The sequence below is a fragment of the Roseomonas sp. E05 genome (assembly GCF_030063475.1).
In the GTDB taxonomy this organism is placed as follows: domain Bacteria; phylum Pseudomonadota; class Alphaproteobacteria; order Acetobacterales; family Acetobacteraceae; genus Pseudoroseomonas.
The window spans coordinates 113,994-130,099 of record NZ_JASIRT010000011.1 but is presented as its reverse complement, the minus strand read 5'-3'; the positions used below and the strand labels follow the sequence as shown (position 1 = coordinate 130,099).

Here is a 16,106-nt window from a genome sequence, read left to right as displayed (position 1 = left end):
GGGCAGGGCGATGTCATGCTTCGAGCAGCCCCTGGGCGAGATAGCCGCCCTCGCTGGGCACGCCCGGCAGGGCGAAGAAATATCCTCCGCCCACAGGCTTGATGTATTCCTCCAGCGGCTCGCCGTTCAGTCGGCGCTGCACGGCGATGAAGCCGGCTTCGAGGTCCGCCTGGAAGCAGATGAACAGCAGCCCCATGTCGAGCTGGCCGGAGCGGGTGACGCCGCGGCTGTAGTTGAAGGGCCGGCGCAGGATGCGGCTGCCGGCCGTCTCCGCCGTGCGCGGATTGGCCAGGCGGATATGCGCGTCGAGCGGCGTGCGGGCGCCTTCCGGGTCGCGGGCGAAGTCCGGCGCGTCATGCTCGTGCTCGCCGTCGAGCGGGGCGCCGGAGTCCTTCAGCCGGCCCATGATCTGCTCCTGCTCGCGCAGCGGCGTGCGGTCCCAGCGCTCGACCAGGTTGCGGATGATGCGCACCGCCTGGTAGCTGCCGCCCGCCACCCAGTCCGGCTCGCCCGCGCCGGGCACCGTCCAGACCAGCTCGCGCATCAGCGGCGCGTCGCTCGGGTCGGGGTTGGCGGTGCCGTCCTTGAAGCCGAGCAGGTTGCGCGGCGTCTCGCGCTTCGCCGCGCCGGCGGCGGGGGGCAGGAAGCCCTCCAGCTTCCAGCGCAGGCGGAGCAGGTCAGGCGTCGCCTTGATCACGTCGCGCAGCGCGTGCAGCATCGACGCCGGGGTGTTGGCGCAGATCTGCAACAGCAGGTCGCCATGGCACCAGTCGCGGTCCAGGGCATCGTTCGGGAAGCGCGCCATCCGCGTGAGGTGGCGCGGCTTGCGGGAGGCCAGCCCATAGCGGTCATCGAAGAGCGAGGCGCCGACCGCCACCGTCAGCGTCACCGCATCCGGCAGGATCACCGGGCCGAGGATGCCGGAATCCGCCGGCGGGAAGCGCGAGTCCTCGGCGGGCGGCGTGCCGCCGGCCATCAGGAAGGTAGCGCGCTCGGTCAGCGTGCGGAACAGCCGCTCCAGGCCCTGGCGCGAGGTCGCCAGCACGTCGAAGGCGGCGACCATCCCGGCGGCCGGCGGCGGGTTGAGGATGCCGGGCTGATGCGGGCCGTAGAAGGGGATGGACCGGGCCGCGGCCTGATCGTCGCGGCCGGGCGGGGACTGCATCAACTCGTCGGCCCGCGCCTCGCGGGCCGCGGTGGCGGCGGGCAGGCCGAGGGCGGCGCCGCCGGCGGCGAGGCCGCGCAGCAGGGTGCGCCGTCCGGTGCCCAGGGGGACGCCGGCCCCCTGGGCGGAAGCCATGTGGAAGGGGCATTTGCTCATGCTGCGCCAAGCCTCTCGCGCAGGGATGACAGGGAATCCGCCAGCGCCTTGGCGGCCTTTCGCCAGCCGGCCTCGTCGCCCGCAGCGAGGGCGGCACGGGCGGCGGCCAGCTGTGCCGTCGCCCGCTCCGCCGGCTCCGGCGCCATGCGGCCCAGTGGCGGGGCCAGCAGCGCGACGACCTTGCCTGCTCCCTCCAGCATGGCGGTAGCCAAGGCAGGGTCGCTGGCCGTGGCGGCCTCGGAGGCGACCAGCGCTGCCCCGGCGAGCATCCGGTCGGGCGGCATGGAGGCGGCGCTCAGCCGCTGCGCCAGCGCCGCCGCGTCGGCCTGGATCCGGCGCTCCAGCGCGGGTGCGGCGGGGTCCGTGTTGCGCAGCGCCAGGCTCAGGCGGCGGAAGCCGGTGAAGGCAGGGTCATCCGCGCCGCCGGCGAAGTCCGCGGCGCGCGCGTCCAGCGCGGCATCCAGCTCGGCCTGCAGCAGCTTGGCGGCCGGACGGAGGCGCTGGTAGGCGGCCTGCGCCACGGCCAGGGCGGCTGGCGCCTCCGGCCCTTGGCCGGCCTCCACGAGTTGCGCCGTGGCCTCGGTCAGCGCCGCGCCCTGCAGGGTGAGATAGACCTGATACTCGGCCATCGGGCCGATCAGCTCGCGCAGGTCCGGCCCCGCCGGTGCCGTGTCCGTCCCGGCCGGGCGGACCACCAGCCGGCCGCGCGGGTTGCTGAGCAGCCCGCAGGTGATGGCGTATTCGCCGGGCGCGAGGCGGGCGGTCAGCCGCTGGCTGAGGCCGGGAGCGATGTTCTCCCGCTCCTCGACGACCATCACGCCGTCCAGGATCTCCCATTCCAGCACCCGGTCACTGCGGTTGACGACGCGGAAGGCGACACGGCCGGCCGGGACTTCGAGATGGTCCGGCTCGCAGGCCTTGGCGGTGACGGTCACCGTCACCGCATCCTCCGCCGGTCCGGCCTGCGTGGCGCGGCGCTGGTGTTGCCGCCAGTCCAGCACGCCCAGCGCGCCGACGCCGATTGCCAGCACGGCGACCAGCCCGTAGCCGATCCGGATGGTGCCCCGCAGCGACATGCCGCCTCAGCGCCCCGCCACGGCGGCCGGCTGGCGCGGGCTGGACAGGAAAGCCGGCAGCAGCACGCCGAGGAAGGCGAGATACAGCATCACTTCGCCGATGGTCGGGCGGGCGGCGTAGCCGAACAGGCCCGCCAGCACCGAGCCCAGGAGGCCATCCTCCGGCAGGACGTTGCTGAGGTCGAAGGCGAGCTGCTGGAGCTGGTTCCAGAGGCCGGCCTCGTGCAGCGCGCGCAGGGCGCCGGCGGCCAGCCCGGCGGCGGCGAAGAGCAGCACGACGCCGGTCCAGCGGAAGAAGCGGCCATAATTCAGGCGCATGCCGCCCCAGGCGATCAGCACCCCGGCCACCGCCGCAACGGCGAGGCCGAGCAGGCCGCCCAGCGGCACCGACCAGCCGGAACCCTGCTGCATCAGCGCCAGCAGGAAGACCATCGCCTCCACGCCCTCCCGCGCGACGGCGAGGAAGACCAGCGCGATCAGCGCGGCGCCGGAGCCGGCCGCCGCCTCCATCCGGCCGCGCAGGTCATGGCCCATGGAGCGGGCGGCCCGGCGCATCCAGAAGGCCATGCCGGTCAGCATCCCGGCGGCCAGCAGGCCGATGGCGCTCTCGAACAGCTCCTGCTGGCGCTGCGGAAACTCCAGGCTGAGCAGGTCGAGCGAAAGGCCGAGGCCGAGGCAGAGCAGCGCGGCGCAGGCCGTGCCGATCCAGACCAGCGGCATCCGGTCGGAGCGGCCGGTGCGGGCGAGGTATCCGGCGGCGATGCCGACGATCAGGGCCGCTTCCAGCCCCTCGCGCAGCAGAATCAGAAATGCGACCAGCACGGGCGGTTGCTCCAGGTAGGGCACCCCGCCTTCGCGGCGGCGCCGAGCGTCCCTGAAGGCGAATAGGACTCCTGCGAATGCTTCGCAAGTTCGATGATGCCTTTGCCGTGAGAGGCGCATGGCTGCCGCCGGGGTCGCGCAACCCCCGCGCGCGGCGGAACGCAGGGCTTGACGGAGCGGTGGTGCCGCCCTGGTCGCATGGCAAATTGACCCGACCTCGAAACGGACGCGATACTGCCAGGGCAAACAGGGAGGAGCGCCAATGAAGCGCCGAGGTCTTCTTGCGTCAGCCGCGGGGCTGGCGATGAGTCCGCTTGCTACCGTGCCATGCCCTGCCGTCGCGCAGCCGGCCGCCGCCTGGCCCGATCAGCCGGTGCACATGGTCGTTCCCTTCGCTGCCGGCGGTCCGACCGACGTCGCCGCCCGGCTGCTGGCGGAGGAGCTTGGCAAGGTCCTGCCGCAGCGGGTCATCGTGGAGAACCGCACCGGGGCCGGCGTGGTCGTCGGCAGCGAGTTCGTCGCCAAGGCGCCGAAGGACGGCTACACGCTGCTCTACACGACCATCGCGCATTCGGTGCTGCGCCCGCTCTTCCCGCAGCTCACCTTCGACCCTCTGGCGGATTTCGCGCCGATTGCCCTGATCGGCCAGGTGCCGATGGTGCTCTACATCAACCCGAAAGTGCCGGCGAAGAACCTGAAGGAGCTGATCACCCTCTTCCGCGACAATCCGGGGCGGTATCACTACGCCTCCTCCGGCATCGGCGGCGCCGTGCACCTGGCCTCCGAGCTGTTCCTCAGCATGGCCGGCGGGCTGAAGGTACAGCATGTGCCCTATCGCGGCAGCTCGGCCGCCATGCCGGACCTGCTGAGCGGCAATGTGGACATGCTGATGGATGTCGGCACCGGCGCCATGCCCTATGTCGAGCGTGGCGAGCTGCGGGCGCTCGGCCTCGGCTCGCCGGCGCGCTCACCGGCCGCGCCGGGCGTCCCCCCCATCAGCGAGGCCGGGGTGCCGGGCTACGAGGCCTATACCTGGCACATGCTGATGGCGCCGGCCGGCACGCCGGCGCCGGTCATCACCAGGCTGAACGGGGCCGTGAACCACATCACCGGACAGGAGGCCTTCCGGCATCGCCTGCTGGAGATGGCGATGCAGGTGCGGCCGAGCAGCACGCCGGACGAGGCCGCCGGCTTCCTGGCTTCCGAGACGGCGAAGTGGGAGCCGGTCCTGCGCCGTGTCGGCATGTCCGGATAGCGTGCCGCCCAGGGCAGGGAAGGAGTAGCGAAGGCAGCACGGGCGGGGCGCCGGTTATCCCCAGATTTCGGGGGCAACCTTGTGGATATCCGCGTGGACGGTCCGTGACTTTCCACGCGGCTCGCAGGGCCTTGCTGCACGGGGGGGGGGGGAGCGGGGGCATGACCCCCCCCTGGCGCCTCAGGCGGCGCAGAGCGGCTGCGTCACCGCCTGGAAGCGCTCCGCCCGACCGCCCAGACCGGGGATGCCGGCGAAGGTCGTGGCGATGTCGAGCAGCTTGGCGCGCGCCGCCTCCTCCCAGCGCAGCTCGGGCTGTGCCAGCCGGGGCAGCAGGAGGTCCGCCAGCATCGTCATGACGGGGCGGAAGCGGGTGCTTCCGGCCTCGATCCAGCCCGGCGCCGCACCCCACCAGAGGATGTCCAGCAAGCGGCCGGGGCTGGTCTCGCGGAAGACGGCCTCCGTCACGCCGGCGACGCTGTGCAGCAGCGCCTGCTTCACGTCCACATCCGTCGGCGCCTCCTGCAGCCGGGCCCGCAACGCCTGCAGCTGCTGCTGCAGCACCGCCGGGGAGCAGGAGGCAACCCGGGCGCCGATCATCGTGCCCGTGCTGTCGCTGACCACCGTCGGCGCTTCCAGCGCATTCACCAGCGGGTGGTAGTCGCAGGTGCCGCTCCAGTCGAACTGGCCGCGGAAGAAGCTCTCGTCATAGCCCTTCGGGATGCCGAGGAAGCGGACCCCGGCGTCGCGGCCGCTGCGGGCGATCTCGAACAGCGCCAGCTCCAGCGTGTTCACCGGCCAGCCCAGGTCCACGGCGCTCCAGAAGCTGTCGGGCGCCTGCGTGCCGGCCAGCGCCAGCGCGTTGACCAGCAGATGCGTGGCCTGGCGCAGGTTCTGGATGTTGAAGTGGCGGTCGGGGCCGTGCAGGCCGACCATGCCGCGCCCGACACCCTCGGCAATGTCGCGCGAGACGATGCCGTTCTCCAGCACATGGGTGAAGCGCGTCATGGCGAAGCTGGTGTCGCCCGCCTCACGCGCGGCGGCCATCCACTGCATCTCCGCCAGTTTCTTGCTGGCCGTGTAGACGTGGTCGGTCAGGTAGGCGTAGCACTTGCCGGTGGAGGAATAGACGGCGTGACCTACGCCGTGCCTGCGGCAGGCGGTGATGATATTGGCGGTGCCGAACACGTTGGTGTCCACCGCCTCCTGCACGACCAGCTCCGCCTTGCCCGGCTCGCGGATGCTGGCCAGATGGAACACCACCTCCGGCCGCGCCGCGCGGAAGGCCGCGTCCAGCACCGCGGGGTCACGGATATCAGCCTTGAGCCAGCGGCCCTCGCCATGATGCGGCGCGATGTCGAGGTTGACCAGCGTGGCAGGGCCGAAGCCGGCGAGGAGCTGGCGCAGCCGCGTCCCCACGCAGCCGGAACCGCCCGTCACCAGGACGCGCTTTCCCCGCAGCCGCCGCTCCGCTGCCGGGTGGTGCAGGTCCACCGTGCGGGTCAGGGCCAGTTGCATCGGGCTCTCCGCCAGGCGGCCCTCCTGCCGCATGGACCGGATCAGGGCGCGGGTGGCGCGCCGGAGCGCGGCGCTGTCCTCCGGTCCGGGCGTGGCGGGGGCGGCCTGCGACAGTTCGGCGATCGTGCGGATGAGATCGGCGCTCATCGGGGACGGCATGGCAGAGGTCCGCTTGTTGAAGGTCGGTCAGGAGATGATGCGCTCGGGCAGGTGCGTCGGGCACTGATGGTGCGGGGCGGATCCGCCGCGGCGCTCCACCGGCCTCGCCGGGGAGGCGGTTCGGTGCGGAGGCGGCGAGGCCATCGGCGGGGCGCCCTGCGAAGCGTGCGGCCCGAGTGGTGGCAGGCCTCTCGGCAGATGCCTGCGCCGTTCCTCAACATGGGCTTCCGGCAAGGCCGAAGGTGATCCGGCGGCGGTGCGCTGCGCGCGTCGTCTCGACTGCTGGCCAGGCGCGTGGCGTGCCGGGCCGCATCGGTCCGAGTCCGGGAGCAAATCGGGTGGCGGCCGTGTGGGCGGAAAGCGCGGAGCCGGCGGTGCGCCGGGCCATGCTAGGCACCTGAAGAGTGTTCCGAATCAGGAACGGGATCAGAGTTCGCACCAGCTGCATGGACTTTTCCCTCGAACTTCGACGAAGCGCGATGCCCTAATCTGGCCATAATGGCGCTGCGTCTCTCAAATGCGACTGAAATCATGGAGTGATCATTATCAACCCCTGGTGAGAAACGCCTCTTTCGCCCGCTTTCCTGGGCGGTGGCGACAGGGTGCTCTCCGGAACGTCGCGATATTGAAATGAAAGGCGTTTCCGCCCCGCTCGTGCGGAGTGCCTTCACGGAGCCTTGATTCCATCGGGAAAGAAAGATCCATAAAGTCAGGATCTGTCTAAAATTCGAAGGCGCCCTTCAGGCGATACCTTCTTCCGCTTCAGCCGCTCCAGGACCGGGGCATGCAGCGCCATGGGAGAACGGCCATGCCCACAGAAGCGACCCCACCCATGCCGGCCGATGGCGCAGAAAGGGCATTGCTCCGCCCGATCCGAGGGCAGCGCTGGGATTATCTCGACCAGCTACGTGCAATCCTGATGTTGGCGGGCATCCCCTACCATGCCGGTCTGGTCTATGGGTCGCATGCGGCCTGGATCGTGGCTTCGCCCGATCACAGCGAGGTCTTCACCTGGCTCCTGCAGTTCAGCCACACCTTCCGCATGCCGGCCTTCTTTCTGCTGGCCGGGCTGTTCGGCATGCTGCTGGTGCGGCGCCGCGGCAGCGGGGCCTGGTGGCGGGACCGTCTCCGGCGCCTGGGTCTTCCGCTCGCCACCTCGCTCGCTCTCGTCAGCCCCCTGCTCGTCCTGGCTGGCGCCGTGGCGCAGGGCGGGCCGGAGAATGCCGTGCCGGGACTGCTTCAGGCGATGCGGAACCCCGGCGCGGACTGGACCGTGCACCTCTGGTTCCTGATCTACCTGCTTCTCTATGTGAGCCTCCTGGCCGGGCTGTGGCAGCTGCGGGGGAGCCTGCGGCTGGAGCAGGGTCTTGCCGCCTTCCAGGATGCCGTGGAGCGCCGCCCTGCATGGGGTGGCCTGGCGCTGCTGGGCCTTGGTGCCGCCACGCTCGTGGTGGCGGCGGCAGGCAAGCTGCTGAATGCCAGCTATCTTCTCGGCGGAATCTTCATTCCCGCGGAGTTCTTCGCCAACGGGCTCGTCTTCCTGTGCGGCGCCCTGCTGGCCTACCGTCCCACCTGGCTCGAAGCCTTCACGCGGCCTCGCTGGTCCATCTGGGCTGTCGCCCTCGGTGCCGCGGCGCTGATGGCTGTCTGCCAGGAGGGGGAGGGCGATGCCAGCCGCGCCGCCACCTACTTCCTGATGCCCATCGTAGGCATTCTTTTCTCCCATCTCCTGCTCTCAGGCGCGAGGCGCTGGCTTGACCGCTCCACGCCGCTGTCAAAGGCGATGGTGGAAGGCGCGATGACGATCTATCTGGTGCATGTCGTCTTCGTGCTCTGGCTGTCCGTCGCCTTCCTGAAGATCCCGTTGCCGCCGCTGCTCGAGATCCTGATCATTGTCACGCTGTCAGCCGTCCTCTCCTGCGGCTTCCATCGCCTCATCCGGCGCAGCCCGCCGCTGATGCTGCTGTTCAACGGCGTATGGCCGGCGCCACGCTGGAAGGAGGCCGCGCCGCCTTCGCAAACCGTTTCCGGCACCCTGTCGTAGAGGAGCGGGAAGGTTCCGGGCATTCCCGGCCGAGGGCGGGGGCCGGGGTGACACTGTCACCCCGGCGGGGTTCCAGGGGCGGAGCCCCTGGCGCCCCCGTTCAGCGCGCCGACAAGCGCTGCGCCATGCGTAGATGCTCCTGCAGGACCGGCACGTGCCGCGCGGCGAAGGCCTGCACCTCCGGGTCGGTGCCATTCATCGCCTCGCTTTGATAGGCCTGCAGATCCTCCCGATGATCCTGCACCATGGCCTGGGCATAGGCGCGGTCGAAGGCGCTGCCGCGCAGCCGGGCGAGTTCCTCATAGGTCCGCTGATGTTCGGCCCCGATATCGTCAGGCGGGGTGATCCGCTTCCGCTGCGCCAGCGCCATCATCTCCTGGTTGGCCTGGCCATGGTCGGTCACCATCCTTTGGCCGAAGGCCTTCACCGCCTGCGAGCGGCCATTCTGCTGGGCGAGCTGGCCCAGCTGCACCTCCGCCAGGCCGCCGCGCGTGGCGCTGGTCATGAAGGCGGCGTCGCTGGTGGAGAGGGTGGGGTTCACCTGTGCCTTCGCCGCCGCGACGGTGGTGTCGGCCGCCTTCTGCGTCTCTGCGCAGCCGGCCAGGAGCAGGACCGCGCAGGCGGCGCCCTGGAAAATCCGCGTCATTCGTGTTCCTCCGTCATCGCGTTTTCATCGAGGCCGGCGCGGCACGATGCGGAGCTGTGCGCGGTCGTCCTCCGCTACCAACGCGGGCGGGGGCACTTCGTTGGGATGCCGATCTGCGGAGGAAGGGTGCATGGCCGCGCCCCGGTGAGCGGGGCCATGCACCCTTCCTCCGGATGGACGTGACATGCGCGCGCAGAAGGCTGCGATGATCGGCAGCTCGGGGCCGGTGCCAGCATGCCGGCATGTAGCCGCGGGGAAGGCAGCATGGCGCCGCGCCACCTGCGGACGGCTGCGCTGGCGCTGGACGTGGCCGGGCCGGTAGCGCATGAGGGGAAGGGCTGGGTGGAGTCGCGGGAAGGACAGGACGGACATGCCGGACAAGCCTCTGCGGTCAGGGGGGCAGCAGTTCGCCGCGCTTCCGGTCGCCGAGATCGAGGGAGAGGTGCGGGTCCTGCTCGTCACCAGCCGGGAGACCCGGCGCTGGGTCCTGCCGAAAGGCTGGGCCGAGGAAGGGCTCACCCCCGCGGAGCTGGCCGCCAAGGAGGCCTTCGAGGAGGCCGGCGCGCTCGGCCGCGTGGCGACGCAGGCCATTGGCTCCTACCGCTACAGCAAGCGGCTGAAGACAGGGCAGGAGCTCTGCTGCGAGGTCGGCGTCTTCCCCCTGCACGTCGAGCGGCTGCTGAGAGAGTGGCCCGAAGCCCATCAGCGGGAGCGCCGCTGGTTCAGCCCGGTGCAGGCTGCGGAGCAGGTGCAGGAGGAGGATCTTGCCGCCCTGCTGCGGTGCCTGCCGGAGCTGCCGCCCGGGACGTGAGCGGCCCTTTCCACGCCCCGGGGGATTTCGGCGCCGCACCGCCTGGATTATGACGCCCCGGTGACAGCACCGGATGGCCGGCGGGATGGGGCACGCGCGGCCATGGCCGCGCCGAGGAGATCCGGATGCTGCGTTGGTTCCGCCGGCTGATGCCGCGCGAGGAGCGGTTCTCTTCGAGATGTATGCCCGCCATGCCGACTGCGTGGTGCGCGGTGCCACCGAGCTGCGGGGCATTCTGGAAGGCGGTGCCGCAGTGCAGCGCCACTTCCCGGCGGTGCTGGCCGCCGAGGACGACGCGGACGCGGTCACCCGCGAGGTGGTGCAGGCGGTGCGCCGCACCTTCGTCACCCCCTTTGACCGCGGCGACATCCAGGCGCTGATCGGCCGGATGGACGACACTGTCGACCAGGTGAAGAAGGCCGCCAAGGCGATCGTCCTGTTCGAGCTGACCGAGTTCGACCAGGACTTCCAGCGCATGGGCGATGCCATCCTGCGTTGCGCCGGGCTGCTGCGCGAGGTGGTGCCGCTGCTCTCGCAGATCAGCGCCAAGGCGCCGCAGATCAACGCGCTCTGCGAGCAGATCCGCCAGGTCGAGGGCGAGGCGGACGACGTGCACGACGCCGGCGTGACCGAGCTGTTCCGCCGCGCCCGCCCGGAGGACGCGCTGCGCTTCATCGCCGCCCGGGAGGTCTTCGACCTGCTCGAGAAGACCGTAGATCGCTTCGACGACGCGGCGGAGCAGATCGAGACCATCGTGGTCGAGCACGTCTGAGCCGGGGCGGCCGAGATGGATGCCACGCTGGCCCTGCCGCTGCTCTACGGCCTGATCGCCGTTGCGCTGCTCTTTGATTTCCTCAACGGCCTCATGTGGCGCAGACCATCGGCACCGGCATCGTGGAGGCGGAACTGGTGACGCCGCGGGTGATCTTTGGCGCGCTGAGCGGGGCGATCGCCTGGAATCTGATCACCTGGGGCTTCGGCATCCCTTCCTCCAGCTCGCACGCGCTGGTCGGCGGCATCGTCGGCGCCGGCACGACGAAGGCCGGCTTCGACGCGATCGTCTGGTCCGGCCTCGGCAAGACGCTGGCGCGGCCATCGTGCTCTCGCCGGCGCTCGGCCTGGTGCTGGCGCTGGTCGTCTCCTGGACCGTCGCGCGCAAGACGCCCTTCGTCGTGGACAGTTCCTTCCGCCTGCTGCAGTTCGTCTCCGCCTCCTTCTACTCGCTCGGCGACGGCGGCAACGACGCGCAGAAGACCATGGGCATCATCGCCGTGCGGCTCTACTCGCAGGGGATGATGCCGGGCGGCTTCCACGTACCCTACTGGGTGGTGCTGAGCTGCCAGATCGCGATGGCACTGGGCACACTGTTCGGTGGCTGGCGCATCGTCCACACCATGGGCTCGAAGACCACGCGGCTGACGCCGGTGCAGGGCTTCTGCGCCGAGACGGGCGGCGCGATGACGCTGCTCCTCGCCACCTGGCTGGGCGTGCCGGTCTCCACCACCCACACCATCACCGGGGCCATCATCGGCGTCGGCGTCGGCGTCGGCGCGGCGCGTCTCCGCGGTGCGCTGGGGCGTGGCAGGCAACATCGTCGTCGCCTGGGTGATCACCCTGCCGGCCGCCGCGCTGATCGCCGCCTTCGCCTATGCCATGGCCGGGATCTTCGCCTGAGGGCCGCCGCGGCGGGTTCAGCGGCGCTCCTTCAGCGCCGCAAGCTCCCGCCGCAGCGCGCGCAGCTCCTCGAAGCGGCGGCTCACATCGCGCAGCACCGCGATCATGCCCTCTATCCGCCCGTCCTCGCCGGGAACCGGCACGATGGTGAACTCCAGCGAGATGCGGCTGCCATCCTTGCGCAAGCCGGGCACGGCGAGCAGGTCCCCCTCGCCCTAAAAATTAGGGACAAAAGCGGCGGATCTGCCGCAGGCAGATGACGGCGCAGGCGAGTGTCGTCAGGGCGAGATGCAGGCCGGCGCGGCGCTCATGGCGGATGGTGAGGTGCCGGAAGCGGCTCAGCCAGGCGAAGCTTCGCTCGATGACCCAGCGATGGCGGCCCAGGCGGGCGCTGCTCTCGATGCCGCGCGCCCGGCCCTCCTGGCGGTAGCGGCGGCTCGACCACAGCCCAGAGGTCGTCAGGAACGAGAAGCGCCATCCCTCCTCAACGCCTCACACCAGGGTTTGTCCCAAACTTTTAGGCGCGCTTCACGCCCCAGAAGATCGGGAAGGAGGCGGGCACGATGTCCACGATGTCGGTGCGGAAGGCCGTCGGGTAATAGATCTGCCCAAGCGGGATGAACGGCACCTCCTCGAAGGCGACGCGCTGCATCTCCTCGGCGATCTTCTTCTGCGCGGCGAGGTCCGGCGCGTCCATCCACTGGTCGCGCAGCGCCTCCAGCCGCGGACTGGTGGGCCAGCCGAACCAGCCCTGCGCACCATTGCCGCGCAGCGGCGGATGGCTGGAGGGATCAGCCACCGTCAGCCCCTCATAGGTGGTGGGGAAGACGTTCCAGCCGCCCTGCTCCGGCGGCTCCTTGCTGGTGCGGCGCTGCACCAGCGTGCCCCAGTCCATGCTGGCGAAGTTCACGTTCAGCCCGAGCTGCTTGAACAGGTCCGCCGTGACCTGCGCGAAAGCCGCCTGCACGGGATAGTCGGAGGGTGACATCAGCAGGATCGGCTCGCCCTTGTAGCCGCTCTCCTGCACCATCTGCCGGCTCTTGGCGAGGTCGCGCGGGCTGGTCAGCACCTCCATGCCGGCGTCGTTCGCCATCGGCAGGCCGGGGGTGAAGACGCCGGCGGGGACGTGGAACAGCTCCGGCTCGGCCCCCACCGCGGCGGCCATGTAGTCCGACTGGTTCACCGCCGAGAGGATGGCGCGCAGCAGCTTCGGATTGTCGAAGGGGGGCTGGAGATGGTTGATGCCGAGCATCGCCAGCACGCCCACCTTGTCGTTCACCGCCACCTTCACGTTGCGCATGCCGCGCAGCATGGAGATCAGATCGAAGTCCGGCCGCTGCAGCCAGTCCACCTCGGCATTCTGCAGCGCGCCGGTGGCGGTGGCGGCGTCCGGCATGACGATCCACTCGACGCGGTCGAAATGCGCCACCTTTCCGCCGGCCAGGAAGCTCGGCGGCTCCTGCCGCGGCACGTATTTGTCGAAGCGGGCATAGACCGCCTTCGAGCCGGAGACCCACTCGTCGCGCAGGAAGCGGAAGGGGCCGCTGCCGACATACTCGCTGATCTGCTGGAACGGATCGGTGCGCGCAATCCGCTCGGGCATGACGAAGCAATTGTCGGCGAAGGCGTGCGTGACCAGGCTGTAGGGCTTGTTCAGGCGGATCTCGAAGCGCCGGTCGTCGAGCGCCTTCATCTCATCCGTGCGTGCCAGCAGCGTCTGTCCGAGCGGGCGGCGCTTCGCCCAGCGCTGGACGCTGGTGATGCAGTCGATGGCGCGCACCGGCTCGCCGTCATGGAACATCAGACCGTCGCGCAGGGTGAAGCGCCAGGTCAGCCTGTCATCCGAGAGCTCATGCCCGGCCACCATCTGCGGCTGCGGCTGGAAGCTCGCATCCAGCCCATAGAGCATGTCCCAGATCATCGCGCCGTGGTTCCGGGCGATGGTGGTGGTGGTCCAGACAGGGTCCGGGTTGGCCAGGTTGCCTTCGGGCACGAACCGCAGCACCCGGGCCTTGCCCTGGGCGAGGGAGGGGCGGGCCAGCGTGGCTGCGGTGACGCCGGCGGCGGCGCCGAGCAGGGTTCTACGCTTCATGACGGTCCTCCAGGAGAAGGGGGGCGGCGGGCCGCCGCCCCCGGCGGAGTGGAAATGCGATGCCGGGAAGGCTGCATGCCCGCCCAGCCTAGAGCAGATCCCGTTCCGATGGCACCATCGGAACGGGTGAAGATACTCGTCAAAACAGACGGCTAGAGCGTTTTCCGTGAGCCAGGGCGAACGGAAAATACTCTAGCCGCGGCACGCCCGCCTCAGGAAGCCATCCAGGCGCCGGGGGCCATCCTCTCACCCCTGGGCGTAGCGGCCGGCCGGCCGCGGCAGCCCGAGATTCTCGCGCAGCGTGCGCCCCTCGTACTCCGTGCGGAACAGGCCGCGCCGCTGCAACTCGGGGACGACGGTGGCGGCGAACTCATCCAACCCGCTCGGCAGCACGGCCGGCTGGATCAGGAAACCGTCCACCGCCCCGGTGCGGAACCATTCCTCCATCTGGTCGGCGATCTGCACGGGCGTGCCGATCACGGTGCGCTGGCCGCGCGCGCCGCCGTAGCGCTCGTACATCTGCCGCACCGTCAGCTTCTCCTTCCGCGCCATGTCGGCCACGCGCTGGAAGGTGCTCTTGCTGGCCTCGACGGAGTCGTCGATCAGCCGCTCCGGCAGCGGCTCGTCCACCGGCACATTGGAAAGGTCGATGCCGCCCAGCTCCGGCGAGAGCAGCTCGCGCCCGACATCGGGGTGGATCAGCGACTGCAGATAGGCGTGCTTCTCGCGCGCCTCCTCCTCCGTGCGGCCGATGATCGGGTTGAGGCCCGGCATGATCTTCAGCGCCTCGGGCGGGCGGCCGAACTTCGCCATCCGGCCCTTCATGTCGGCGTAGAAGGCGCGGGCGCCCTCCAGCTCGGTCTGCGCGGTGAAGACGATCTCGGCCACCTCGGCGGCGAAGTCGCGCCCGGTGTCCGAGGCGCCGGCCTGCACCAGCACGGGATAGCCCTGCGGCGGCCGCGCCACGTTCAGCGGGCCGCGCACGGCGAAATACTCGCCCTGGTGGTTCAGCGCGTGCAGCTTCTCCGGGTCGAAATAGAGCGCCTGCTCGCGGTCGCGCAGGAAGGCGTCATCCTCCCAGCTGTCCCACAACCCCTTGGCCACCTCGACGAACTCGCGCGCGCGGGCATAGCGCTGCGCATGCGGCAGCAGCTTCTCCTGGCTGAAGTTGAACGGCTCGGCCTGGTTGGAGGAGGTGACGACGTTCCACCCCGCACGGCCGCCGCTGATATGGTCGAGCGAGGCGTAGCGGCGGGCGATGCTGTAAGGATCGTTGAAGCTGGTGGTGGCGGTGGCGACGAGGCCGATCCGCTCGGTCAGCGCGGCGAGGCCGGAGAGCAGCGTGGTCGGCTCGAAATAGGCCATGTATTGCGGCCAGCGGCGCAGCGCCTTGATGTTGCCGGCGCGCGTCGCGGCGGCGTCAGCGAGGAAGACGAGGTCGAACTTCGCCCGTTCCGCCGCCTGCGTCATCTGCGCGTAGTGGCGGAAGTTGGTGCCGGCGTCGATCTGCGCCTCGGGGTGCAGCCAGGCGGCGACATGGTGGCCGGTGGGATGGAAGAAGGCGCCGAGCTTCATCTGGCGGGGGCTGGTCATGGGCGGGCTCCGGGAGAGGCGGTCAGCCAGGGAAGATCGTGCAGTCGGCGGCGGTCCAGCCCAGCCAGGCCGCATCCCCTGGCGCGAAGCGCTCGAACAGGGGGTGGTTGGGCAGCAGCGCGGTCAGGCTCGCCCCTGCCGCCGCGCAGCGATAGGCGATGCCGCCGCCGAGATAGGTGCGCTCGACCACGCGGCAGGGAAAGCGGTTGGGGAGGCCCGTCGGCTCGGCGCGGGTGAGGGCGATGCGCTCCTGCTTCACCATGGCCCGCGCCGCCTGCCCGGCGGCGAGGCCCTGGCCCGCGCCGGCGAGCTTCAGCCCGCCCGGCAGAGCGAGCAGCCCCGTCCTGCCATCAACCTGTTCCAGCCGCCCCTCCAGCACGTTCACCTGGCCGATGAAGTGACCGACGAAGGCCGTCGCCGGCGCCTCGTAGATCTCGGCGGGTGCCGCCATCTGCTGCAGCCGGCCCTGCGACATGACGGCGACGCGGTCCGCCATGGCCAGCGCCTCGCCCTGGTCGTGCGTGACCAGCACGGCGGTGATGCCGAGGCTATGCTGGATGCGGCGGATCTCGACGCGCATCTCCTCGCGCAACTGGGCGTCGAGGTTGGAGAGCGGCTCGTCCATCAGCAGCAGGCGCGGGCGGATGGCGAGCGCGCGGGCCAGCGCCACGCGCTGCTGCTGCCCGCCGGAGAGCGCGCGCGGATAGCGCCCGCCCAGCCCATCGAGCCGCACCAGCGCCAGCGCCTGCTCCACCGCCGTGGCGATCTCGGCCCTGGAGCGGCCACGCATCTTGAGGCCGAAGCCGATATTCTCCGCCACCGTCTTGTGGGGAAACAGCGCATAGCTCTGGAACACCACGCCGATCTCGCGCTTCTCCGGCGGCAGGGCGGTGATGTCGGCGCCATCCAGCGTCAGGCTGCCGGCATCGGCGCGCTCGAAGCCGGCGATGATGCGCAGCGTGGTGGTCTTGCCACAGCCCGAAGGGCCGAGCAGGCAGACGAACTCGCCGTCGCGCACCGTCAGCGAGAGGTCGTCCACCGCGGTGTGCCCGCTGAAGCGGCGCGTGACATGGGAGAGGACGAGTTCGGGCATTGGCG

The 16,106-nt window shown here is 70.6% G+C and carries 14 protein-coding genes and 2 pseudogenes; 7 read left to right on the top strand and 9 right to left on the bottom strand.

Going from position 1 to position 16,106, the window contains the following annotated elements; translation table 11 throughout:
- Positions 1 to 13: 13 nt before the first annotated feature.
- The 3 genes from efeB to efeU are packed head-to-tail and all read right to left on the bottom strand — an operon-like array spanning position 14 to position 3,219.
- Positions 14 to 1,321, bottom strand: a complete 1,308-nt coding sequence (gene efeB / locus QMO56_RS13505) for an iron uptake transporter deferrochelatase/peroxidase subunit (protein ID WP_283526462.1) — start codon at positions 1,319 to 1,321, stop codon at positions 14 to 16.
- Positions 1,318 to 2,397 carry a cupredoxin domain-containing protein gene (locus tag QMO56_RS13500; protein ID WP_283526461.1) on the bottom strand — a complete coding sequence of 360 codons (1,080 nt, stop codon included), beginning with the start codon at positions 2,395 to 2,397 and terminating at the stop codon, positions 1,318 to 1,320. The genes efeB and QMO56_RS13500 overlap by 4 nt, the downstream gene beginning before the upstream one ends.
- Positions 2,398 to 2,403: 6 nt before the next feature.
- Positions 2,404 to 3,219 (bottom strand): iron uptake transporter permease EfeU, encoded by an 816-nt coding sequence (efeU, locus tag QMO56_RS13495; RefSeq protein WP_283526460.1) that lies wholly within the window; start codon positions 3,217 to 3,219, stop codon positions 2,404 to 2,406.
- A 304-nt stretch (positions 3,220 to 3,523) separates the two neighbouring features.
- Here efeU and QMO56_RS13490 point away from each other — a divergent pair, with 304 nt between their 5' ends.
- Positions 3,524 to 4,474 (top strand): tripartite tricarboxylate transporter substrate binding protein, encoded by a 951-nt coding sequence (locus QMO56_RS13490; RefSeq protein ID WP_283526459.1) that lies wholly within the window; start codon positions 3,524 to 3,526, stop codon positions 4,472 to 4,474.
- Positions 4,475 to 4,654: 180 nt separating this feature from the next.
- Here QMO56_RS13490 and QMO56_RS13485 read toward each other — a convergent pair whose 3' ends face one another.
- Positions 4,655 to 6,136, bottom strand: a complete 1,482-nt coding sequence (locus QMO56_RS13485) for a polysaccharide biosynthesis protein (protein WP_283526458.1) — start codon at positions 6,134 to 6,136, stop codon at positions 4,655 to 4,657.
- Positions 6,137 to 7,007: 871 nt separating this feature from the next.
- On the opposite strand from QMO56_RS13485, the gene QMO56_RS13480 reads away from it, so the two are divergent.
- Positions 7,008 to 8,192 (top strand): acyltransferase family protein, encoded by a 1,185-nt coding sequence (locus tag QMO56_RS13480; RefSeq protein ID WP_283526457.1) that lies wholly within the window; start codon positions 7,008 to 7,010, stop codon positions 8,190 to 8,192.
- Between the two features lie 100 nt (positions 8,193 to 8,292).
- On the opposite strand, the gene QMO56_RS13475 is transcribed toward QMO56_RS13480, so the two are convergent.
- Positions 8,293 to 8,838 carry a DUF4142 domain-containing protein gene (locus QMO56_RS13475; RefSeq protein WP_283526456.1) on the bottom strand — a complete coding sequence of 182 codons (546 nt, stop codon included), beginning with the start codon at positions 8,836 to 8,838 and terminating at the stop codon, positions 8,293 to 8,295.
- A 370-nt stretch (positions 8,839 to 9,208) separates the two neighbouring features.
- Between QMO56_RS13475 and QMO56_RS13470 the strand changes: the two genes are divergently transcribed.
- From QMO56_RS13470 to QMO56_RS26925, 5 genes and pseudogenes are all read left to right on the top strand, one after another.
- The gene (locus tag QMO56_RS13470; RefSeq protein ID WP_283526455.1) at positions 9,209 to 9,649 is read left to right on the top strand and encodes an NUDIX hydrolase; all 441 of its coding nucleotides are present in this window, start codon (positions 9,209 to 9,211) and stop codon (positions 9,647 to 9,649) included.
- A gap of 178 nt (positions 9,650 to 9,827) precedes the next feature.
- Complete coding sequence (locus QMO56_RS13465) at positions 9,828 to 10,421, top strand: DUF47 domain-containing protein (RefSeq protein WP_283526454.1); 594 nt, start codon at positions 9,828 to 9,830, stop codon at positions 10,419 to 10,421.
- Between the two features lie 15 nt (positions 10,422 to 10,436).
- Complete coding sequence (locus QMO56_RS26935) at positions 10,437 to 10,562, top strand: hypothetical protein (protein WP_349362360.1); 126 nt, start codon at positions 10,437 to 10,439, stop codon at positions 10,560 to 10,562.
- Positions 10,517 to 10,678: pseudogene (locus QMO56_RS26930) on the top strand (inorganic phosphate transporter); the annotation flags it as partial. The gene QMO56_RS26935 and the pseudogene QMO56_RS26930, both read left to right, overlap by 46 nt.
- Before the next feature lie 68 nt (positions 10,679 to 10,746).
- Positions 10,747 to 11,583, top strand: a complete 837-nt coding sequence (locus QMO56_RS26925) for an inorganic phosphate transporter (RefSeq protein WP_349362357.1) — start codon at positions 10,747 to 10,749, stop codon at positions 11,581 to 11,583.
- On the opposite strand, the pseudogene QMO56_RS13450 reads toward QMO56_RS26925, so the two are convergent.
- The 4 genes and pseudogenes from QMO56_RS13450 to QMO56_RS13435 all read right to left on the bottom strand — a co-directional run.
- Positions 11,546 to 11,767, bottom strand: a pseudogene (locus QMO56_RS13450) (transposase); the annotation flags it as partial. The gene QMO56_RS26925 and the pseudogene QMO56_RS13450 sit on opposite strands and share 38 nt — an antisense overlap.
- A 73-nt stretch (positions 11,768 to 11,840) precedes the next feature.
- Positions 11,841 to 13,415, bottom strand: coding sequence for an ABC transporter substrate-binding protein (locus QMO56_RS13445; protein ID WP_283526452.1), 1,575 nt, complete (start codon positions 13,413 to 13,415; stop codon positions 11,841 to 11,843).
- 246 nt (positions 13,416 to 13,661) lie between these two features.
- Entirely contained in the window at positions 13,662 to 15,008 is a 1,347-nt protein-coding gene (locus tag QMO56_RS13440; RefSeq protein WP_283526451.1) for an LLM class flavin-dependent oxidoreductase, read from the bottom strand.
- A gap of 22 nt (positions 15,009 to 15,030) precedes the next feature.
- Complete coding sequence (locus QMO56_RS13435) at positions 15,031 to 16,101, bottom strand: ABC transporter ATP-binding protein (protein WP_283526450.1); 1,071 nt, start codon at positions 16,099 to 16,101, stop codon at positions 15,031 to 15,033.
- Positions 16,102 to 16,106 lie beyond the last annotated feature (5 nt).